The sequence below is a fragment of the Ensifer sp. Root423 genome (assembly GCF_001426275.1).
Taxonomy (GTDB): domain Bacteria; phylum Pseudomonadota; class Alphaproteobacteria; order Rhizobiales; family Rhizobiaceae; genus Ensifer; species Ensifer adhaerens.
Genome location: NZ_LMEG01000002.1, coordinates 278,003 through 298,766 on the forward strand (window position 1 = coordinate 278,003; position 20,764 = coordinate 298,766).

A 20,764-nucleotide genomic window follows, 5' to 3' on the forward strand; every position below is an offset into this window, starting at 1 on the left:
GTCGTGCCTGACTGCGCGAGAGCTTCCCGCGCAGTCATTCTCGGGTCGATCCCGCGAGACGCGGATCGACGCCCCCTCACCGATCAGGTGTTGTCGTCGTCGCCGACGGCAGTGGTCGTGTAATCACCACCGACGACCGTCATGTCGATCGTGTTGCCCTGCAGGTTCGCGCCGAGCACGATCTGCTGGTTGAAGGCGTTGGTGTCGATAACTGCGTCTGCCGAAGCCGAGGAGAGCCCTTCGACGAAGCTGTCGTCACCATTGTACGAGCCCCACATGCCGGCGCTGCCACCCGCACCGCCATCACCGTTCGTCGCGAAGCCACCCGCGCCGCCGGCACCGCCGGCACCACCGAGTGCATGGCCACCGTAGGCATCGCCACCGTCGCCGCCGGCTGCCCACGAACCCGTGAGCGCGAGGCCGCCGAGGCCGTGACCACCGGTCGCTGCACCACCGGTACCGTCACCACCGGTCGAGTCACCCGTAGAGCCGCCACCGGCATAGGCATCGCCACCACCGCCGCCGGCACCGCCGACGCCTGCACCGGCGCCGAAGCCAGCACCCGCGCCAAGACCAGCACCCAAAGCGCCGCCGCCGTCGCCGGCATCGCCGGCATCACCACCGTCAGCACTGCCGGTATCGCCAACCGCTACGCTGTTGCCACCGTTGCTGTCGCCACCGTCGCCACCGAGGTTCAGGATTGGAAGGATGAAGCCGCCGGCATCGCCGCCGTCACCTGCATCCGAAGATCCTGCCGGGCCGCTCGTGACGTCGCCACTTGTGCCACCGTTGCCGGCACCATTGCTGCCGCCGTCGCCGCCGGCTGCCGCGCCGACACCAAGGCCGACACCGAGACCGAGGCCGACGCCGAGGCCGGCACCACCGGCACCACCGGCACCGGCTGTCGCCGTACCGCCATTTGCGTCACCGCTGGAGCTGCCGCCGCCAACGCCAACACTGGCTGCAATGCCGCCAAGGCCGGCACCGCCGGTCGCATCGGCATTGTTGTCTGCGTCGCCGCCATCGCCGTCGCCAGCGCCCGCGAAGCCACCAACGCTATGGCCGCCATCGCCGCCGTCGCCACCGTTGGCATAGGCCTTGCTTCCGCCTTCACCACCGTCTGCGCCGGCCTGAATGCCGTCGCCCGAGCGGGCGTCGCCGGCATTGGCGTTGCCGTTCTGGTTAAGCGTGCCGCTGTTGTTGATGTCAGAGGCGCTGTCGTCATCCGACATGATGGCGTTCTGGCTGAACACGTTGGCAACGTTGCTGTTGCCGTTCATCGAGCCGTTCAGGATGTCCTTGAAGCTCGTGTTCGCCATGCCGTGGATCGAGGAGTTGTCGATATCGGCAAAGTCGTCGTCGGACGGCTTGTAGCCGCTCAGGTCGAGATCGACGTCCACGTCGACGGTCGTCTTGCTGTCGACGTCGACATGGGTGCTGTTTTCGTTGAGGTTGGCATTGAGGTTGGCGTTGCCATTGCCGTTCAGGTTGGCGTTGCCATTGCCGTTCAGGTTGGCATTGCCGTTGCCGTTCAGGTTGCCGTTCCCGTTGGCATTGGCGTTGCCGTTACCATTGAGGTTGCCGTTGCCGTTGAGATTGCCGTTGTAGGACTCGCTGTACTGCGATTGTCCCTGATCCTGGCCCTGACCTTGGTCCTGGCCCTGTCCCTGGTCTTGCCCCTGGCCCTGGCCTTGTCCCTGTCCCTGAAGCTGGCCTTGCAGCTCCGCCTGCAATTGTCCCTGACCCTGGCCCTGTCCTTGTCCCTGGTCTTGATCTTGAGACTGGCTGTCATCCCATGGCCACAGGATATTCTTGTCCTTACTCATGACGATTACCTCGAGTTGAGGCCGCGACAGCCGAGCCGCATTCTTCTCTTACGCGGATTTGGGCCATGCGCGGGCTACGTGTTGGACTTGTTGAACTCAGTAACGGTGTTTTCCTCCGGGCGCCTAGTCGCCCATCTGTCGATACTTTGATCGCTTTTGTTGCCTCTCCCCTTACTTGGTCGAGAGGACCGGAACAGGTTCCCAACTGGGTATTCCATTCGATGCAGAGCTTGCCCAAAGGGGGCCTGAGTGCGTCCTGCTCGCCGGTTGCAGAGGAGACTCTGTCTAAAACCGACACGCATTGTAAGTTGTCAGTTCGGGCTAACCTTCGCGGGCTAGCGACGAGACGCAGAAACCTTCACCCGTGGGCTAGGCAAAATATGGCCGTCACCCGACGGCTGGCCACGCGCCGGAGAGGGCCCGAGCGCCGCATTTCCGGGCCTGCGCGACCATCGTCAGAACGAATTTACTGGACGCAGGAATGCAGTATTCTGACGAGCAGTGGTGTGGCATTTGGCAACCGGCGAGCACTGGAAGGCCCATGGCAAGATTTCACGAAATCCTCCTCTTAATCGGACAACTCAACTACACGTGGACGAATACGGAGAGTTTGCTCATCTACCTCATCGCCGGCCTCGCCCGGGTCGACAAGGAAACCGCGATCGTCATCTTCCTGACGCTGAACACGACGCGGGCCCGCATCGAACTCGTCGAGCGGCTGACCAAGATGGGAAAGACGCCTGCCGCGCAGCGGCAAGAAATTCTTTCGATTACCCAACAGCTTGGCCGGCAGGCAAAACTCCGCAACAAATACAGCCACTGCATCTATTCCTTCGACGAAACCGGCGACCAGGCGAGCACGCAACTGATGGCGATCTTCGACAGCAAGGACACGATCAAGTACGGCAAGATCGAGCAGATCAACGAGGCGGAGATCGCGCGGATCAACGAGGTGATCGAGCAGCTGCAGGAGGTCAACCGGGAAATCTGGGCGATCGTCGACCGCTACGCCTTCCCGCGCTGATCACCCGCCACGAGCGCAGACGACGGCATGCCGCAATCCTGCTGCCGCCGCTGGTGGCGGATGCGCGGCAGCCACCTCCACACGGCCCGGTTTCCAGCCATCCACAATTCAACCGCATTGTCAGGCCATCGCAGCAGCGACGGCAGCAGGAGGCGATGCGGATGGTTGGACAACCCGAGGAGAGGCGGTTTACGAGCCTTGAGGTGCGCATCGACGCTGCGGCGCATGGCGTGCTCGACCGGCTTCCGGCAAGCGGCTTCCTTGGCGGCCTGACCGAATTTCTGGTGTTCGGCATCAAGCAGGCCTTCGCCTGCCTCTTCGGCGGCGCGATGCTGGCCCTGATGCTGGCAACGAAACTCTACTGGCCCGAAGGCAGTGGTCTCGCCCGCTACGACTTCCTGTTCCTGAGCGCCATCGCCATCCAGATCTCACTGCTCGTCTTCAAGCTCGAGACCATCGCCGAGGCCAAGGTCATCCTGATCTTCCACGTCGTCGGCACGCTGATGGAAATCTTCAAGACCTCCGTCGGCTCGTGGATCTATCCGGAGCCAAGCTTCTTCCGCATCGGCGGCGTGCCTTTGTTTTCGGGCTTCATGTATGCCGCCGTCGGCTCCTATCTGGCGCGCGTGACCCGCATTCTCGACATGCGCTACAGCAACTATCCGCCGCTCATCGCGACCCTGCTTTTGGCCCTTGCCATCTATGTCAACTTCTTCAGCCACCACTACATCATCGACCTTCGCTACGCGCTGTTCGGATTGACTGCGATCCTCTTCCTTCGCACCACGGTGCATTATCGCGTCTTCCGCTTTCGCCACCGCATGCCGCTGCTCGTGGGCTTCCTGCTGGTCGCCCTCTTCATCTGGTTCGCCGAAAACATCGGCACCTGGTCGCGGGCCTGGATCTATCCCTCGCAGCATGCCGGCTGGACGCTGGTCTCCGCGCAAAAGCTCGGCGCCTGGTATCTGCTGATGATCCTGTCGTTCGTGCTGGTCACGCTCGTGCATCGTCCGCGCGCGGTCGCCGCTCCAGCAGCCGTGGCCGAGAGTACAGCCGTCGAGATGGGCGATGCAGCCGTCGCCGGAAAGGGTGTCGGCGCGCGATAGCGCAACCGTACGACGAGAAGGCAGATCGCCCCAGGAGTTGCAAAACGGCGCGCGCTGGAAAACGATACCGAATCAATCGCTTTCGCAACGAGGGGAAACATGCGGCGTTTCTTTCTTTGCCTGCTGGCGCTCGGCGTCCTCGCTGTCGTTTCAGTCATGATCCTGCCCAGCTTCGTTTCGAGCGACTGGATGCGCGCCGAACTGGGACGGCAACTCTCGAACGCGACCGACAGCGCGATCGCGCTCAACGGCCCGGTCAGACTTTCCGTCGTCCCGCATCTGGCGGTGGTGGCCGAAAACGTCTCGCTCGATGCCGACGGCATGACCGCCGAGATCGGCGAAGTCGCGGGCTCCGTGACGCTCTCCTCGCTATGGTCCGACCGCCTGCACGTGAGGGAAGTAAGGCTTGTACGCCCGGTCGTGGCGCTGCGGCCGAAGGCAGAGGCCGCAGCGGCTGCGCAAGACGGGGGAGCTGAGGCGGGACAGGCGAGCACGGGCGAAACGCGCGATCCGCTCGCCGCCCTCGTCGCCTTCCTCGAGAAAAGCGCCATCGACAAGATCTCGATCAGCGAGGGAACGCTGCGGCAGGAGGGCGCCGGCGGTTCGGTCGACGTCGTCAGCGATCTCGATCTTACGCTCGCCGTTCCGGATATCGATGGCGAATTGTCGCTCTCGGCCGGCGCCGGCGTCGATGGCCGGCGCTACGATGTCACGCTTGCCGTTTCGCCTTTGCGTCCGCTGCTCGAGCACAAGCCTGCCGAACTCAGCCTTTCCCTGGAGGCCGAGCCCCAGCTTGCGGCCGGGCTCACCGAACTGACCGCCAGCGGCCAGGTGGCGCTGAATGCCAACGGCGGATACCAGATCCGCGGCGGCAAGCTTACGATCGGCGACGAAGCGCTCGGGCTCGACGCGCTGTTCGTGCCGGGCAGCCGCCCGCGGTTCCTCGCCGACCTCAACGCCGAGCGGCTGGATCTGAGCGCATTTCTCGATGACGGCGAGACGGCCGCATCCTCCTCGCAGCCCGAGGAACCGGCAGGCCGGACGGACAAGGCCAAGGCAGCTGCAGGCCTGCAGGCGCTGGCCGGTTTTGACGCCGATATCAGCGTCAATGTCGGCGCCCTTGCCGTTGGTGACATTTCCGCATCCGACGTCGCGCTGACGGCGACCCTCAAGGACGGGCAGTTGACCGGGCGGCTCGAGCATCTCGGCATCGACGCCGGCAGTGTTGCCGCCGATCTCGCCGCCGACGTCGGCGCCGCCGAGCCGATTTTCCATGGCCGCGTCGTCAGCAACGGGCTCGACGTTTCCAAACTCGCGGCTCTGGCCGGCCAATCGGTACCGCTGTCGGGAACCGTGACGATGGACACGGCCTTCGCGTTTCGCGGACTAAGCGCGAACTCTGTGCGCAAGACGATCAACGTGACCGGCGGCGCAAGCCTGCGTGACGCGACCATCGTCATTCCCGGCATCGCCGATCCGGCCATGGCCGAGGTGAAGGCAAAGAAACTCGCCCTCAAGATCGAGGGCCTGACCAAGCCAATGCGTCTTGCGGGCAGCCTTGAGTGGCGCGGCAAACCGGCCGAGATCGATCTTACCCTACCGATCCGCGACCTGCTCATGAACGCCAATGCCCGTGCGGGCGACATCCCGCTGAAGCTCGACCTGCGCACGAAGGAAGCGACGCTTGCGCTGGATGGCAAGGCGGCGCTTGCGGGCAGCTACGCCGGCAAGCTGAACTTCGCGGCCGCAGACCTGCGAGCGCTTCTTGCCTGGATCGGTCAGGCCGACGCGGGCGGCATCACGCAATTCGCCTTCAATGGCGACGTGAAGGCAAGCGCTGCGGGCCTCGCATTCCAGAAGGCCACGCTCTCGGTCAACGGGGTCGAAGGAAGCGGCAATGGCGCGGTCGAACTCGGGACACCGCTCAAAATTTCGAGCGCGCTCCATTTCAAGGAACTAGACCTCGCGCGGCTGGCCGGCGCGCCTTCGGCCGCGCCGCAGGCGAAGGCCAAAAGCAAAGCGAGTGGTGGCCCTGCAACGGATGCTCCGCTGGATCTGTCCGCTCTTCGCTCCATCGATGCCTCCATCAAGGTCGATGCCGAAAAACTCGCCTACGGCCGCGTCGTCGCCGGGCCGGTCGCAACCTCCCTGAAGATCTCCGAGGGCATCGCGAACCTCGACATTCCGGATAGCCCCTTCTATGGCGGCCAGGTGGCCGCGAGCCTGACCGCCGACGGATCCGGCACGGAGCCGTCTATCGCCGTGAAGGCCTCGATATCGGGCGCCTCGGCCGCACCACTGCTCACCGACCTTGCAAACTTCAAGCATCTCGAAGGCGCGCTGCAGACGACGTTCGACATTGCAGGCGCCGGCGGCACGACCGGCACGCTCAAGCGATCGCTCAAGGGCACGGCTGAGGTCCGTTTCTCCGACGGCGCCATTCGCGGGATCGACGTTGCCGACGTCTACAACAATCTCGTCGGCCTGATGTCCTCCGGCTTCAAGCAGAACGACAACAAGGCGACCGGCTTTACCGAACTCGGGGCATCCTTTGCCATCGAGAACGGAATTGCGCGCACCGACGACATCAAGCTCGTCGGCCCCCTCGTGCGGATGAGCGGCAAAGGCGAGGCAAACCTACCGGAGGACCAGTTGAACTTCCGCCTCGATCCGCGCGTGGTCGCATCCTTGCAGGGCCAGGGCGCCGACATCGCCACCGAAGGCATCGGCGTGCCCGTCGTCATCGAAGGGTCGTTTGCCGCTCCGCGCATCTATCCCGACCTTTCGGGCCTTTTGAAAAACCCCGATGCCGCGCTTTCGACCTTGAAGAAGCTCGGATTGCCGACCGGCAAGCTGGGGCTCGATGAGCTTCTGTCCGGGGACGGCAAGGGAGGAAAGCTTCGCGACATCCTCAGCGGTGCGATCGGCAAGCAGCCGAAGGACGAAGGCAGCGAGCTCTCCATCGAGCAGATCATCGGCGGTGGCGGCACCGAGCCCGAGGCGGCACCGCCCGTCGATGGGCAAGTTCCGCCCGACACGGCTGCCGAACAGCCGGCGCCGGAAACGCCGCAGCCGGAGCAGCAACCCGCTGCAGAAGCCGAGCCGCCGGCGCAGGACAGCGGCACTTTGGGAAAGCTGTTCAAGCTTCTTCAATGAGCGAGCGTCTCAGATGATGCAGCCCAAAACCTGAGGCATGTCCACAAGACCACACGTGCCGGCTTCCAACCACGGCCGGCAATGCTAAAGCTGTCGGCGATTGCTTCGAGGACAGAAAGACCATGAGACACGACCCGTTGTTCGAGCGTCTGTGGGACGGCACGGCTCAGATGGAAGAATGGACCGCCGCGGTCTCGCACGGCGCCATCACCCATGTCGCCGACAACATCATCACCGTCCACACGACCTATTTCTGCGGCAGCGTGACGGCCATCCGTACCAGCGAAGGTCTGGTCCTGATCGACACCGCGAAGCCGGAAACGGCAAAGCCGACCCTCGACGTCATACGCTCCTGGGACGACAGCCCCATACACACCGTCATCTTCACGCATGGCCATATCGACCATACCAGCGGGATCACGGCTATCGACCAGGAAGCGGATGCGCGTGGGCTAGCGCGCCCGCGGATCGTCGCCCACCGCAACGTGAAGCGGCGGATGGAGCGCTACGAGGCTTCGCATGGCTACAACAGCATCGCGCAGAGCCAGCAGTTCAACAAACCGGGCTACATCTACCCAATCGGTCAGCGGCGACCGGACGCGGTCTATGACGATACCCTGTCACTGTCCGTCGGTGGCGAGCGGATCGAACTTTTTCACGGCAGAGGCGAAACCGACGATGCCACGTTCGTCTGGCTACCGGAACGACGTGTCCTTGCGAGCGGCGATTTCGTCATCTGGGTGTTTCCGAACGCCGGCAATCCGCGCAAGGTGCAGCGTTATGCAGCCGATTGGGCGACGGCACTTCGGCGGATGGAGGCGCTCGCTCCGGCGGTCCTCATTCCCGGTCACGGTCCGGTCGTCTTTGGCGAAGAGCGCGCGGCCGAGATGCTGCGCCACGGGGCAGAGGCGCTCGAGCATCTCGTGCGTGAAACGCTCGCGCTCCTCAACAGGGGCGCCAGCCTCGACGCGGTTCTGCATGCGGTGAAGGTGCCCGAGGCATATCTGGGCAAGCCCTATCTGGCAGCGAAATACGACGACCCGGAATTCCTCGTCCGCGGCATCTATCACTTCTATGCCGGCTGGTTCGATGGTGACGCGGCCCATCTCAAGCCGCCGAGGACTGCCGATCTCGCATCGGAACTGGCCGCTCTTGCCGGCGGCGCCGAAAAGCTTGCGGAGCGGGCCACGCACCTATCGGAGGCTGGGAATTTTCGCCTCGCGGTGCAACTCGTGGAATTCGCCAGCGCAGCCGCACCCGACGACCGGGCCATTCAGGCAATTCGGGCCGCGGTCCTGCGAAAGAGCATCGAGAACGAGAATTCGCTGATGGGGAAGGCCTTCCTCGCGGTTTACGCACGCGAGGCCGAGCAGCGCTCCAAAGGCTAATGCATGTCGCGCAAAACTGTGCATCGGTTTTGCGGCAACGAGACGCATAAAAACAAGAGCTTACAGTCTGGCGTGTGAATCCTTTGTGACGCGACAGGCTTTAGGCGCCACGCGCTGGAGCAGCCTCACCTCAGAAGCCGAAAGACTGCTGTGCGGGCTTGGCCTGTTGCTCCTCCAAATGGACGCCTTCCAGTTCGAGCATGCGCGTCTTGGTGGTCGAACCGCCCGGCGCTGAAAACCCGCCGATCTTGCCGCCGGCGGCCAGCACCCGGTGGCAGGGGATGATCAGCGATACCGGGTTCTTCGCCATGGCCTGGCCAACATCGCGTGCTGCTTCCGGCCCGACGCCCAGTTCCTTGGCAAGCGCGCCATAGGTCGTGGTCTGGCCCCAGCGCAGCGCCCGCGCGGCCGCATAGATGCGCAGGAAAAATTCATCCTGGCCTTGCAGATCCACCGCGAAGCCGGAGAAATCGACCTCCCTGCCCTCGAAGTAGTGCCGCACGGCTTCCACCGCCGCCCGGATTACCGGCGTCGGCTCCGACGCCTCGCTGGAAGGCAGCCGCCGCAGCAACAGCCGCTCGGTCGCCTCTAGCGTGCCGGTCGGCAGTTGAAAGCGCGTGATGCCGACATCGTTCCAGGCGATGCCGCAGAAACCGGCCGCGGTCTCAAAGATGAAATAACGATGCATCGCCTGACCCATCGGCCTCGCCTCCACTTGTACGCCTCCCTCAAAAATCGTGCAGGACGCCGCCGAATTCAACCCGTTTCCTGCCTACGCGACCGCCGTTTTGGCACAGATTGCCCGGAGCCGCGCACGCCACCAAATGCCGTCATTTGCGAAAGCTTTACGCTTGTCGGGCATGGTTTCGCGCGAACATCAGGAGACGATGGTGGACATCCTGCATACCCCGACGATCATGCTCAGTTCGTTCGTAACGCTGGTGATCTTCGCCGCTTTCTTCGGTTTTGCCTGGCGGCAGGAGCGCAAAAGCCTCGAACTGCTTCTGTGGTCCTTGGCCTTCGCCATCGGCGCAGTCGGCTTCGTCCTGTTGACGCTGCGCGGCGACGGCTACAACTTCATCACCATCTCGCTCGGCAACGCGCTCGCGGTGCTGGGGCTCGCGATGATCTGGCTGGGCTTGCGCGCCTTTGACAATCAGCCGCTCAAGATCGCCTCCGCGCTCGTCGGGCCGCTCCTGTGGATCGTCGTCACCTATTCTTCAGACTATGTTCGCGAGAGCGTCACAAGCCGGATCGTGCTCTACTCGATCCTGATCTTCGCCTATTCGGCGCTGATCGCGCACGAGATCTTCCGCTCGGAGAATTTCCGCAAGCTCCCGAGCTCCTACATCGTCGCCTTCGTGTTCGCCACCCATGGCCTGCTCTATCTCGCCCGCATCCCGCTGATCCTGATCTGGCCGCTCGCCGGCAACACGGCCGCGGGAACTTCGCAGCCGCTCTGGTACCAGTTGCTGACCTTCGAGCTGTTTTTTCACAGCCTCGCCGGTGGCTTCGCCTTCTTCGCCATGGTCAAGGAGCGAACCCAGCAACGCTACAAGCTCGCCTCGGAGACCGACGCGCTGACGGGTGTGCCGAACCGCCGTTCGTTCCTTGCGCAGCTGGAGACCCATCTCGCCACGCAACCGGCCAAGGGAGCACTGCTCTATCTCGACATAGACCACTTCAAGGTGATCAACGATCGCTACGGCCATGCGGTGGGCGACCAGGTGCTCGTGGAATTTGCCGGGATCCTCTCGAAGGCCGTGCCGCGTGACGCCCTGATCGCGCGCATGGGCGGGGAAGAATTCGCCGCCTGCCTCCCGCAGGCGGATCGCGCCGACGCGATCGCCATTGCCGACAGCATTCGCACCGCGCTCGAAGCGCGCCGGCTGAGCACGACCAAGGGCGTGCTGTCGGCAACGGTCAGCATCGGCATTGCCTTTGCCGACCGGCACGAGGATGTGCACGCGATCATTTCCGCCGCCGACGCCGCGCTTTATGCCGCGAAGGCCGCCGGCAGAAACAGCGTTTGGTCGGAAGATCCGTCGGGCGTGCCGCAGTTTGCAGCGGGCTCGATCGCACCCGCCGAAACGGCGGCGACGCTTCTATCATTGAGCCCTGCCAGAATCAGTGCTGCGACACGGCGGCCCACCGGCTCCTGAACCTTCCGCATCCCGAAAACGAACGATCGGCCGGGCACCCCGCTATCGCGACCCGCCGCCTAGCCGTTGACGCGCTTTACCAGCGCGAGCGAGGCAGCCGAGACAAGCAAGGCGCCGCCGCAGCCTCGTTCCATCCAGCGCCGCATCGACGAGGCGGCAAACTGCGTCGTCTTGAAGCCGACAAGAGCGTAACCGAACATGACGGCAAACTCGACGACGGTGAACACGGCGGTAAGCGCCAGGAACTGCGGCAGTTGCGGCGCGGCCGGGTTGATGAACTGCGGCAGCAGTGCGGAGAAGAACAGGTAGGCCTTGGGGTTGGTGATGGCCACGATCATGCTGTGGCGGCAGATCGCAAGCGCGGATTCCGTGCGAACGAGATCGCCGTTTTCGGCGCCTTGCGTTTCCGCTTTCTCGGCTCTACCGGGCCGAAGCATCTTGTAGCCGAGCCAGGCGAGATAGCCGGCACCCGCATATTTGACGACCGAGAACCAGAACTCCGACGCGGCAAGGATGGCGCCGAGGCCGGCTGCCACGGCGGCGATCAGGAAGAAGTCGGAAAGGAGCACGCCGATCATCCCGGCAACCGCCTTTTTCATGCCGAAACGAGAGCCATTGGCCATCGCCAGGATCACGTCCGGGCCGGGCGTGACCACCGCGATGAAGGTGACGGCCGCAAAGGCAGCCATGGTGCTGATGTCCATGAACGAGCTCCTCCCGTGAGCGGCCTATCTTTGGCCGTTCAGATCGAACGTGTAAAGCACCGCCCGCTCAACCACGCATCGGTTCTCACCTGGCGAATTGCGCGTTGCGGGAAGGAACACGCCCGTCGAAGGACAGTTGAACAGCCTTTCCGGATCCGGCATCGACGGCATGAATGTGCAGATGCGGCTCCGTGCTGTTGCCAGAGTTGCCGACAGCGCCGATCGGATCGCCGGCGAGAACCCGCGCCCCGATCAAGGCGGTCACGCTCCCCTTGCGCAGATGCGCCAGTTCCACCCGCATGCCGTCGCAGGCAACGATCACGTGGTTTCCAGCCGGGTTGCCCCGATCCGCCTCGGGCGGGGGCAGGTCGGGCAGCCCATCCACTGCCGCGACGATCTCTCCCTCGCACGGGCTGACGACGGTCTTGCCGAAGATGGCATAGTCAGCGGGATCCCTAGGTAGCAGGCCGAACGCCCGGAAGCCGGCGTCGCCGATCGCCGTGATGTCGAGGGCATGCCGTTGCACCGGGTGATCGCTGTGATGATTGAGCACGCCGATGCCGCCGCCCTGAGCGACGACGAAGCGACCACCGGCCAGCGGAAACGATAGCCCGTGCGGACCGTGCTGCGAGCCGATGCCCCAGGCGACATAGGCGAGTGCTGCACCGAAGACGAAAAGAGAGGCTACGGTCGGCACCAGGCTGCGCGCCAATGCTCCGCGATCCAGCGACAGCCAGGGCCGGCGCCAATGTCGGGGCAACGAAACCAAAGACGCCGCGACCGCGAGCGCGGCCAGCGCCGCCCGGGTCCAGAAGCCGGCGATGTCCCAGCGGTTGAGAAGTCCGATCAGGGTGAGCAGCACGACGGTCTCTGCAAGCGCCAGCAGCCAGCCAAGCCGCGTCGGTTCATTCAGCCGCCACAGTCGCCAGATGAAGGCAAGCGGCAGCAGGATGCTGAGAACAAGCAGAAAACCGACGACAACGACCATGATCCCTCCTGTTGCACCTGACGGCGCTGTTTACACAGGGAAAAAATAGGGATATTTTTTGTCCTTAATAGACGCGGGCGGCATCTGCCGGACGAAAAAAAGATCGTTAGAGCGTATGATCCTTAAGAGCCAAGTCGAATGGGCGTTGCACTGTTGCGCCATTCTCGCCGGCCTGCCCGAGGGCCGCTACCTATCGACCAAGGCGCTGGCCGAATTCCACGGACTTCCGAAGGAGTATCTGTCGAAGGCGCTGCAGAGCCTGTCACAGGCGGGCCTCGTCCACACGACCCTCGGTCCTTCGGGAGGCTACCGGCTGGCGAAAGCGCCGGCGGAACTGACTTTCCTCGATATCGTCGAGGCGGTCGAAGGCCGGTCGCGCACCTTCGTCTGTACCAATATCCGGGCCAACAATCCCTGTCGGGCGCCTGGTTACTGCGACGAGACCCCCTGTGCGGTGGCGCGCATCATGTGGGAGGCGGACGAAGCCTGGCGCGACAAGCTGCGAAGCGTGCGCCTGTCCGACCTGATGGAAATCCTCTCGAAGGAAATTCCCGCCGATCTCTCGAAGCGAAGCTTTGCCTGGGTGCTAGAACGCGCCGGATGAGCGGCGCCGGCCGCGGTTTCAGCAGGCGAAGCGTAGAGATAGGCCTGCGCCGGCAGATGCTCGGCAAACTTGGCTGGCCCCAACGGTTGGGCCGAAAGAAGGGCCGGCTGCGCGATCGGCAGTCGGCCCTTGGCATGGCGTCACTTCGTCATCGGAAAGGTCAGTTCCTTTTCGGCGGTGTCGACGACGAAGACCGCCAGCAGCTTGGCGGGCGCGGTCTTGCTGCCGTTGGCGCTGACGCCGTGACGGTCGCCCGGCATCTCGGAGAAGCTCTCGCCGGCCTTGTATTCCTTGACTGGACCATCATTGACCTGGCTGAGGATCGAGCCTTCGAGCACCGTCGCATAGATGAAGGCCGTGCTCGCATGGGTGTGCGCATCGGACGAGCCGCCAGGCCCATATTCCACCAGAACGCCCTTAATGCTCTTGTCCGGAACGTTCGGCAATTCATGCTCATAGACGAGCGTCACCTTGGCAGCGTCACCGGCGACGGCGGTCCCGAACAGGGTTGCGGTAACGGCGAGGGTGGTGAGGAGAGACTTGATCATGTCGAAAATCCTTTCAGATGAGGGAGATGCGCGACGCGCGCGCCTCCGGTTCGGTTACTTGCGGGGTGCCGTTGCGAACCACTCTTCGAAGGTGATGCGGCCGAGGCGGGGATTGTTGTCGGAAACAAGCGAGCCGTCCTCGAGCAGAGCGCCGAAATAGCGCGCCTCCCGGTCCGGCTCGACCTTGCGATTGTCGCCCATCGCCCTGAGATAGCGGGCGACGAGATCGCTGAGGCGCGAGCGCTCCGGACCCGCAATCTCGATCGTGCCGTTGACGGGATCGGCGAGCGCCACGTCGGTCATGGCATCGGCAACATCGTCTGACGCGATCGGCTGCACATAGGCCGGCGACAGACGCACGAGGTCGCCGACGGTTCCCGATTGCGCGATCCCGCTCAGGAACTCCATGAACTGGGTCGAGTGCACGATCGTGTAGGGGATGCCACCGGCCTCGATCAGCTTTTCCTGCGCAAGCTTGCCGCGGAAGTAGCCGCTTTCCTGCAGCCGCTCGGTTCCGACCACGGAAAGCGCGATATGGTGTTTGACGCCGGCAGCCTTTTCGGCGGCAAGCAGATTGCGGCCCGACGTCTCGAAGAATTCGAGCACCGCCCTGTCCTCGAACGAGGGGGAGTTGGCGAGGTCGACGACGACCTCGCAGCCGCTGAGCGCTTCGGTGAGCCCCTCTTCCGTGATCGTATTGACGCCGGTGTTCGGGGAGGCGGCAATCACCTCGTGTCCGCGCTTGCGCAGGCGTTCGACCGTCTTCGAACCGATGAGGCCGGTGCCGCCGATGATGACGATTTTCATGGGATCCTCCATCGGCGGCGCCCATCGCGCCGCCGTGCATGACGGTTGCTGCGGGCTCAGTTGAGCCCGGCCTTGTCGAGCCCATAGAGCTTGTCGGCCGAACCGGGCACGGACTTGAACGCGACGCTGACGCGGTTCCAGGCGTTGATGGCCATGATGGAAAAGGTCAGATCGGAGATCTCCTTTTCCGAAAGCTGGCCGCGCACGCGCTCATAGAGTTCGTCCGGAACGCCGCCCTCGGGCAATTTCGTCAGCACCTCGGTCCAGGCAAGTGCTGCGCGTTCGCGCGGCGCAAACAGGTTCGATTCCCGCCAGATTGCCACGTGGTAGAGGCGCAATTCGCTCTCGCCGTGGATCTTCGCCTCCTTCACATGCATGTCGACGCAGAACGCGCAGCCGTTGATCTGCGAAGCCCGCAGATTGACGAGATCGCGGATTGTCTGCTCGATGACGCTGTCCTTCAGGCTGAGGCTGAAGTCGGAGATTTTCTTGAAGAACTCGGGTGACTGCTGGGCGTAGTTGAGGCGCTGGGTCATGGCTTTGCTCCTAATTAAGGACATCTGTTATCCTTATGGATATAAGATATCCTTAATCGATGGACAGTAAAGCGCGCCGGGGGTAAACTCGGCGCATAAGGCTTATGTCGAAACGTTTGGGGGAAGCCGGATGGACATCGTTTCTGCGCTCAGAGCCTTCCTGCGGGTGGCGGAGACCGGCTCGTTTTCCGCGGCTGCCAACGATCTCGGCCTGACCCAGCCGGCGGTATCACGCCAGGTCTCGGCACTCGAGGAGCACCTGAGCATGCGTCTTCTGCACCGGACGACGAATGCGCTGGCGCTGACCGCCGAGGGGGAACACATGATCCCGATGGCGCTCAAAGTTGTCGAGGCGGTCGATGCTCTGAACGAGGCTTCCTGCGGCGAGACTGGCCTCGTGGCGGGCCGCGTGCGGCTCACCGTGCCCGCGCCGCTCGGGCTCTATCTGAGCGATCGCCTGGCCGCCCTGCTCGCCCGTCATCCGGGGCTTTCCGTAGAGATGTTGTTTCGCGAGGAACCATCGGAACTGGTTGGGGAGGGCATCGATCTGGAGGTTCGCTTGGGTCCGGTGTCGGAGGGCGGCCTGATCTGCCGGCGGATCGGCTGGACGACCGCGTTTCTGGTGGCGGCACCCGACTATCTGAACCGGCGCCCCGCGCCAAAGACTCCCGACGACGTCGGGAAGCATGAATGCATCTGCTACAGCCGCGCCGGCGACGGCCGCCAGTGGACGTTTTCCGACGGGTCCGGCGACGTTTTCGTGCGCATCGCGCCCCGGCTCGTCGCCAACAGTGCCGTGGCCGTGCATCGCGCGGTGCTCGCCGGCAACGGCCTTGCGATCCTCTCCCATATCCTGGCCTGCCCGGACATCGAGGCTGGCCGCTTGGTCAACGTGATGCCGGCATTCCCGCCGGCGCGCCTGCCGATCAGCGTCGTCTATCCCTCGCGCAGAAACGTGCCGCTACGCGTGCGCACCGTTCTCGATTTCCTTGTCCAGGTGGTCCGGGAAGACCCGCTGATGGCCTCCGCCTCCTGACCGTGGTTTGGGTCAGCGCTGGCCGGCCGAGGCGCGCAGGGGCAGCCCGCCATAGGCCTTGATCTCCTTCAGCACGAAGGTCGTCTGCATCTCCTTGATGCACGGCAGGCGCCGCACGACCTTCATGGCAAAATCCGAATAGGAATCGAGATCGGCAGAGACGACCTGAAGGAGAAAATCCGCATCGCCGGCAATGCTGTAGCAGGCAACGACGCTGTCGAGTTTCATCACCTCCTCGGCGAAGGCGTCCGCCTCCGCCTCCGTATGGCTGTCGATCTTTACCCGGATGAAGGCGAGCACCCCAAGGCCGATTTCCCGGCGATTGAGTACCGCCATGTAGCCCTGGATGACGCCGTCGTCCTCCAGTTGCCGTACCCGCCGCCAGCAGGGCGAGGTCGACATGCCAACCTCCTCCGAAAGCGCCTGGTTGCTCAGGCGCCCGTCACTTTGCAGCGCGGTCAGGATCTTTACATCGGCGGGCGTCAGGGCGGAGGGCATCTTCTATCTCGTTTTCGGCGATACTGGGATGAATCTACCCCATCTTGGCAATTTCTCGCAACATCAGAAAGAAACTGCCTCGCCACACGGTCTATTCTCCCGGCCGACAGCATCCTTTGAGAAACAGAGAGGAAACAGACCACGTGCTTCAGGACACCCGCCTCGCCATCGTCGTCAATCCCGAACTGACACCCGGTCATCTCGCCAACACGATCGCAGCGATCTGCATCGGCATCGGCTCGGCGATGCCCGGTCTCGGTAACCAGCGGCTGACGGACAGCAGGCAGAACACCATCGACATCAGCTCCAACCGGCCCGTACCGATCCTCCAGGCCGATGTCGCGACGATCCGGGCGCTGCTCCTGAAGGCCTTGCCGAAAGAAGACGATCGTGTCGTCGTGCCGTTTCCAGCCTTCGCGCGTTCGCTGCACAGCTATGCCGACTACGAGACGCAATTTCCGGAACGGGATCTCGCGCAGGAGACGATCGACGGCATCGGTCTTGCCGGCGACGTGAAGTGGGTCAGATCGCTGACGGGATCGCTGAAATTGCTGCGATAGGACAAAAGCACGCGCAACGGCACGGCGGGTCGGAGCCCGCCGCTTCCGGTATGTACATTTTTTTCACCGGAACCAGACCAATGCCAGGATTGGTGGCGACACATTCGCAACACCAACAGCCATTCGCTCGGAAAGGCCGCGCTTTCCGACTTGACGGCCTCTTCTCGCCTTGACGGGACCCGCCCTGCGCGACAAGCTCTGAAAACAATTTTCAGAATATCAGAATTCCTTCACATACCGCATCGGCTCGACGGCTCCCGCCGCTGCCGAGGGTGCATCGCGCGACACGCTATCCGGGGAACAATGCGCATGACCAACCAACGGCTCATCATGCTGATCTTCTTCCTGCAACCGATCGCCTTCGGCGCCTGGCTGCCGCGTATTCCCGACGTGCAGCAAAGGCTCGGCCTCGGCCCGGCGGAACTGGCGATCGCGCTGCTCGGCATGCCCGTCGGCATTCTGCTGACCCTGCCGTTTGCCGGCCGTTTTGTCGCCTGGATCGGCGGCCGTGCGACCATCCTCTACGGCTTCGTCGTCTTTCTGGCGCTCGTCTGGCTGCCGACATGGGCCCCGAACATCGAGGTGCTCTTCGTGGCGCTCGCCATCGTCGGCGCGGCACTGACGACGCTCGAACTCGGCCTCAACGTCGAGGCCGATGCGATCGAGAAGCACTCCGGGCAGCTGATCATGAGCACCTGCCACGGCTTCTGGAGCCTCGGCATCATGACAGGCAGCCTGGTTGGCGTCGGCTTCGCAGCGCTGCATGTAGCGCCGGAATGGGCGGTGCCGCTGACGGCGACAGGCATGTTGCCGATCAGCGTCTACTTCGCCCGGAAGCTGCCGCTCCTGAAGACCGGCGAGGCCGCGGCTGCCGAAGCGTCGCCCTCCAGACGCAAGCTGCCGGGCTGGGCATTGCTTGGCGTCTGCTTCTTCGTCTTTGGCATCACCATGACCGAAGGCGCCGTCGCCGACTGGTCGGCGGTCTTCCTGCGCGACATCTTCGGGCTTTCCAGCGCCAGCGCCGGTTTCGGCTACTCGATCTTCGCCTTTATGGTGGCTGCCGGGCGCTTTGCCGGCGACCGGCTGAAGGCGAGCTACGGCCCGGTCGCGGTGGCACGTGCCTGCGGTATCGCCAGCATTAGCGGGCTCATTCTCGTGGTGGTAAGCCCCGCCGCCTGGGCAGCACTTCTCGGCTTTTCTGCCATGGGCTTCGGCGTATCCGTCGGCTTTCCCTTCGCCGTCACAGCCGCTGCCGACCAGAAGGACCGGCCGGCGGCCGCGAGCGTCGCCATTCTGTCCTTCATCGCGCTGCTCGGCTTCCTGCTCGGGCCGCCGCTGATCGGCCTGATCGCCGAATACAGCGACATGCGCTTCGGTCTTGGCGTGCTCGTGCCCTTCCTCGCCGTCAGCCTGCTCTTGACCGGCCGGCTCAAGCCCGCGGCCCGTCTGGACGTGCAAGACGACGCCCAGCAGGCCGCCAGCCGCGCATAAAGGCCACGGCAACAGACAACACGAAAAGCCCCGGCCATCCGAGGCCGGGGCTTTCGTCGTTCATCGTCTGGCGTGTCTTACTTGCGCGCCGCCATAGTATTGTAGCTGGTGATGAGGTTGCGGTAGTCCGGGATGTGGTTCGAAAACAGCGTGCCGAGACCCTCGATGTCGTTGCGCCAGTCGCGATGCAGCTCACAGGCAACGCCGAACCAGGTCATCAGCTGAACGCCGGCGGCGGTCATGCGCGACCAGGCGGAATCGCGTGTCACCTCGTTGAAGGTGCCGGAAGCATCCGTCACCACGAAGACCTCGAAGCCTTCCTCGATCGCCGAAAGCGCCGGAAACGCCACGCAGACCTCGGTCACGACGCCGGCGATCAGCAGCTGCTTCTTGCCGGTGGCCTTCACCGCCTTGACGAAATCCTCATTGTCCCAGGCGTTGATCTGGCCCGGACGGGGAATGAAGGGCGCATCGGGAAACTGTTCCTTCAGCTCCGGAACCAGCGGGCCGTTCGGGCCATCCTCGAAGCTGGTTGTGAGAACCGTCGGCAGCTTGAAGTACTTGGCGAGATCACCGAGCGCCAGAACATTGTTCTTGAACTTGTCCGGGTCGAAGTCGCGCACCAGCGACAACAGGCCGGTCTGATGGTCGACGAGCAGGACGGCAACATCATCCTTGTTGAGGCGTACGTAGGGCTTGGTCATCGGAAGTCCTTTCCTTCGTTTGGTTTTCATCACCGCCAGCGGCCTTCGTTGCCGATCTGCTGTGATTGAACGTAAGCTACTGCAGGACCGTCGCCGCAAAAAGATTGTGAATTTCGACGCAGCGTCCTATGAATAGAACGATGCAGGACCTGAACGACCTCTATTATTTTGTCCAAGTCGTGGATCATGGCGGCTTTGCGGCTGCGGCACGGGCAACCGGTACGCAGAAATCCCGGCTGAGCCGGCGCATTGCTATGCTGGAAGACCGGATCGGGGTTCGGCTGATCCAGCGTTCGCCGCGTCGGTTCTTCGTTACCGATGTCGGCCGCGAATATTACCAGCGCTGCGTCGCGGTGTTAATCGAGGCGGAAGCGGCCGATGCCTTCATCGCGCAGCATCAGGGAGAGCCGCAGGGCATCATCCGGGTGAGCTGCCCGACCGCATTGATCTCGTTCCAGTTCGGCCGGCTCTTTGCCCGGTTCATGACCGCCCATCCGCGGATCGGCCTGCAGCTGGAAAGCACCAACCGGCGCGTGGATGTGATCGCCGAAGGTTTCGACGTTTCGATCCGTGTCCGGTTCCCGCCGCTCGAAAAAAGCGAGCTGGTGATGCGCAAGCTCGACGACAGTTCGCAATATCTCGTCGCCAGGCCCGGATTTCTGAAGGCGCCGATCGCTGAGCCCGCGCAACTGACGGGATTGCCGAGTCTTGCCTGGACTTCGGCCACGCACACCTATGAATGGCGGCTGGAAAGCGCCGATGGAGAACGGGCCGTCATCCGCCACGAGCCACGTTTCCTGACCGACGATATGGCGGCGCTACGCGAAGCGGCGCTCGACGGTGCCGGCATCGTGCAACTGCCGACGATGATGATCTGGAAGGACCTGGCAGCCGGCACGCTCGTGCCGGTGCTGCCGCAATGGCGCCCGGCGTCCGGCGTCGTGCACGCCGTCTTTCCTTCGCGGCGCGGGCTACTGCCCTCCGTTCGCACCTTCATCGACTTTCTTGCCCAGGAATGCGCCGCCGATCGCCTCGCGATCGACGAAAGCCTGGCATGGCCGGCAAGGCCACCCCATATCACGGCCTAACGCATCCGGCGGTCAACGGGCTCCATTGACGTGCTACCCCGGCGGCCGCCCTCCGCGGACCCATGCGCCGGCCGCATAGTAGCCATTCCTTGCATATCGCACCGCAACGCACGATCTTAATGGAGAAGCCGCGTTCGACGCCGGCTCCCCTCCTGGACTCACCCCAGTCGTAGACTTTTCCCCCGGCTTCGGCCGGCGCGGCCATTTCGGCTTGAACAATAGGGAAGGTAATCATGCAGACAACTGCCAAAACTCCCGACGCCAAGACACTGGATGCCATGACGCTGGATGAACGCTCGAACATGATGGCGCTGGTAGCGGAAGCGCTCGAGGCAACGGCCGAGAAGGCCTACGAGATCGGCGACGACCGGTTCGCCGAGAACTCGATCAGCCTCGCCAACATCATCATCGGCTGTGCGGACGACCTGGTGGTCGGCGACTTGCCAGCCGCCGAACTGCTTTTGCAGCAGGGCATAGCACTTCTCAGCCTGTTTCCGGGCGAACCTCGGGAATTCACCTTGCACTAGCCCTTGCAACC

The 20,764-nt window shown here is 63.6% G+C and carries 20 protein-coding genes; 11 read left to right on the forward strand and 9 right to left on the reverse strand.

The annotated features are described in order from the left end of the window. Positions 1–83 precede the first annotated feature (83 nt). Positions 84–1,826 (reverse strand): hypothetical protein, encoded by a 1,743-nt coding sequence (locus ASD01_RS05160; protein ID WP_060517689.1) that lies wholly within the window; start codon positions 1,824–1,826, stop codon positions 84–86. 541 nt (positions 1,827–2,367) lie between these two features. Here ASD01_RS05160 and ASD01_RS05165 point away from each other — a divergent pair. From ASD01_RS05165 to ASD01_RS05180, 4 genes are all read left to right on the forward strand, one after another. Then, positions 2,368–2,850 carry a hypothetical protein gene (locus ASD01_RS05165; RefSeq protein ID WP_051659098.1) on the forward strand — a complete coding sequence of 161 codons (483 nt, stop codon included), beginning with the start codon at positions 2,368–2,370 and terminating at the stop codon, positions 2,848–2,850. 161 nt (positions 2,851–3,011) lie between these two features. Continuing rightward, complete coding sequence (locus tag ASD01_RS05170; RefSeq protein WP_060528996.1) at positions 3,012–3,956, forward strand: DUF817 domain-containing protein; 945 nt, start codon at positions 3,012–3,014, stop codon at positions 3,954–3,956. 99 nt (positions 3,957–4,055) lie between these two features. Beyond that, positions 4,056–7,112 carry an AsmA family protein gene (locus tag ASD01_RS05175; RefSeq protein ID WP_060528997.1) on the forward strand — a complete coding sequence of 1,019 codons (3,057 nt, stop codon included), beginning with the start codon at positions 4,056–4,058 and terminating at the stop codon, positions 7,110–7,112. 122 nt (positions 7,113–7,234) lie between these two features. Further along, positions 7,235–8,500 carry an alkyl sulfatase dimerization domain-containing protein gene (locus tag ASD01_RS05180; protein WP_082572814.1) on the forward strand — a complete coding sequence of 422 codons (1,266 nt, stop codon included), beginning with the start codon at positions 7,235–7,237 and terminating at the stop codon, positions 8,498–8,500. Positions 8,501–8,630: 130 nt separating this feature from the next. Here the strand turns inward: ASD01_RS05180 and ASD01_RS05185 are convergent, their stop codons facing one another. Continuing rightward, positions 8,631–9,200 (reverse strand): methylated-DNA--[protein]-cysteine S-methyltransferase, encoded by a 570-nt coding sequence (locus ASD01_RS05185; protein WP_060517696.1) that lies wholly within the window; start codon positions 9,198–9,200, stop codon positions 8,631–8,633. A 187-nt stretch (positions 9,201–9,387) separates the two neighbouring features. Here ASD01_RS05185 and ASD01_RS05190 point away from each other — a divergent pair, with 187 nt between their 5' ends. Beyond that, the gene (locus tag ASD01_RS05190) at positions 9,388–10,662 is read left to right on the forward strand and encodes a GGDEF domain-containing protein (protein WP_162250933.1); all 1,275 of its coding nucleotides are present in this window, start codon (positions 9,388–9,390) and stop codon (positions 10,660–10,662) included. 59 nt (positions 10,663–10,721) lie between these two features. Here ASD01_RS05190 and ASD01_RS05195 read toward each other — a convergent pair whose 3' ends face one another. Further along, on the reverse strand, positions 10,722–11,366 hold the full coding sequence (locus tag ASD01_RS05195) for a LysE family translocator (RefSeq protein ID WP_060517700.1): 645 nt from the start codon (positions 11,364–11,366) through the stop codon (positions 10,722–10,724). Between the two features lie 85 nt (positions 11,367–11,451). Then, entirely contained in the window at positions 11,452–12,354 is a 903-nt protein-coding gene (locus tag ASD01_RS05200) for a M23 family metallopeptidase (protein ID WP_060528999.1), read from the reverse strand. A gap of 115 nt (positions 12,355–12,469) precedes the next feature. On the opposite strand from ASD01_RS05200, the gene ASD01_RS05205 reads away from it, so the two are divergent. After that, the gene (locus ASD01_RS05205) at positions 12,470–12,958 is read left to right on the forward strand and encodes an RrF2 family transcriptional regulator (protein ID WP_034787539.1); all 489 of its coding nucleotides are present in this window, start codon (positions 12,470–12,472) and stop codon (positions 12,956–12,958) included. A gap of 140 nt (positions 12,959–13,098) precedes the next feature. Here ASD01_RS05205 and ASD01_RS05210 read toward each other — a convergent pair whose 3' ends face one another. From ASD01_RS05210 to ASD01_RS05220, 3 genes are read right to left on the reverse strand one after another with little or no spacing between them, the layout of a single operon-like run. Continuing rightward, positions 13,099–13,506, reverse strand: a complete 408-nt coding sequence (locus ASD01_RS05210; RefSeq protein ID WP_060529000.1) for a cupin domain-containing protein — start codon at positions 13,504–13,506, stop codon at positions 13,099–13,101. A 54-nt stretch (positions 13,507–13,560) separates the two neighbouring features. Next, positions 13,561–14,313, reverse strand: coding sequence for an SDR family oxidoreductase (locus tag ASD01_RS05215; RefSeq protein ID WP_060517706.1), 753 nt, complete (start codon positions 14,311–14,313; stop codon positions 13,561–13,563). Positions 14,314–14,369: 56 nt separating this feature from the next. Further along, complete coding sequence (locus ASD01_RS05220; RefSeq protein WP_034787548.1) at positions 14,370–14,849, reverse strand: carboxymuconolactone decarboxylase family protein; 480 nt, start codon at positions 14,847–14,849, stop codon at positions 14,370–14,372. A 130-nt stretch (positions 14,850–14,979) separates the two neighbouring features. Between ASD01_RS05220 and ASD01_RS05225 the strand changes: the two genes are divergently transcribed. Beyond that, complete coding sequence (locus tag ASD01_RS05225) at positions 14,980–15,885, forward strand: LysR family transcriptional regulator (RefSeq protein ID WP_060529001.1); 906 nt, start codon at positions 14,980–14,982, stop codon at positions 15,883–15,885. A 12-nt stretch (positions 15,886–15,897) separates the two neighbouring features. Here ASD01_RS05225 and ASD01_RS05230 read toward each other — a convergent pair whose 3' ends face one another. Then, entirely contained in the window at positions 15,898–16,383 is a 486-nt protein-coding gene (locus ASD01_RS05230) for an Lrp/AsnC family transcriptional regulator (RefSeq protein ID WP_060529002.1), read from the reverse strand. 143 nt (positions 16,384–16,526) lie between these two features. Here ASD01_RS05230 and ASD01_RS05235 point away from each other — a divergent pair, with 143 nt between their 5' ends. Together ASD01_RS05235 and ASD01_RS05240 are read left to right on the forward strand one after the other, a co-directional pair. Continuing rightward, positions 16,527–16,943 carry a DUF2000 domain-containing protein gene (locus ASD01_RS05235; RefSeq protein ID WP_060529003.1) on the forward strand — a complete coding sequence of 139 codons (417 nt, stop codon included), beginning with the start codon at positions 16,527–16,529 and terminating at the stop codon, positions 16,941–16,943. Between the two features lie 309 nt (positions 16,944–17,252). Then, positions 17,253–18,434 (forward strand): MFS transporter, encoded by a 1,182-nt coding sequence (locus ASD01_RS05240; RefSeq protein ID WP_060529004.1) that lies wholly within the window; start codon positions 17,253–17,255, stop codon positions 18,432–18,434. Between the two features lie 77 nt (positions 18,435–18,511). Here ASD01_RS05240 and ycaC read toward each other — a convergent pair whose 3' ends face one another. Next, entirely contained in the window at positions 18,512–19,138 is a 627-nt protein-coding gene (ycaC, locus tag ASD01_RS05245; RefSeq protein ID WP_034787558.1) for an isochorismate family cysteine hydrolase YcaC, read from the reverse strand. A 140-nt stretch (positions 19,139–19,278) separates the two neighbouring features. Between ycaC and ASD01_RS05250 the strand changes: the two genes are divergently transcribed. Together ASD01_RS05250 and ASD01_RS05255 are read left to right on the forward strand one after the other, a co-directional pair. Beyond that, positions 19,279–20,226, forward strand: coding sequence for a LysR substrate-binding domain-containing protein (locus ASD01_RS05250; RefSeq protein WP_034787561.1), 948 nt, complete (start codon positions 19,279–19,281; stop codon positions 20,224–20,226). 233 nt (positions 20,227–20,459) lie between these two features. After that, positions 20,460–20,753, forward strand: a complete 294-nt coding sequence (locus ASD01_RS05255; protein WP_034787562.1) for a hypothetical protein — start codon at positions 20,460–20,462, stop codon at positions 20,751–20,753. Positions 20,754–20,764 lie beyond the last annotated feature (11 nt).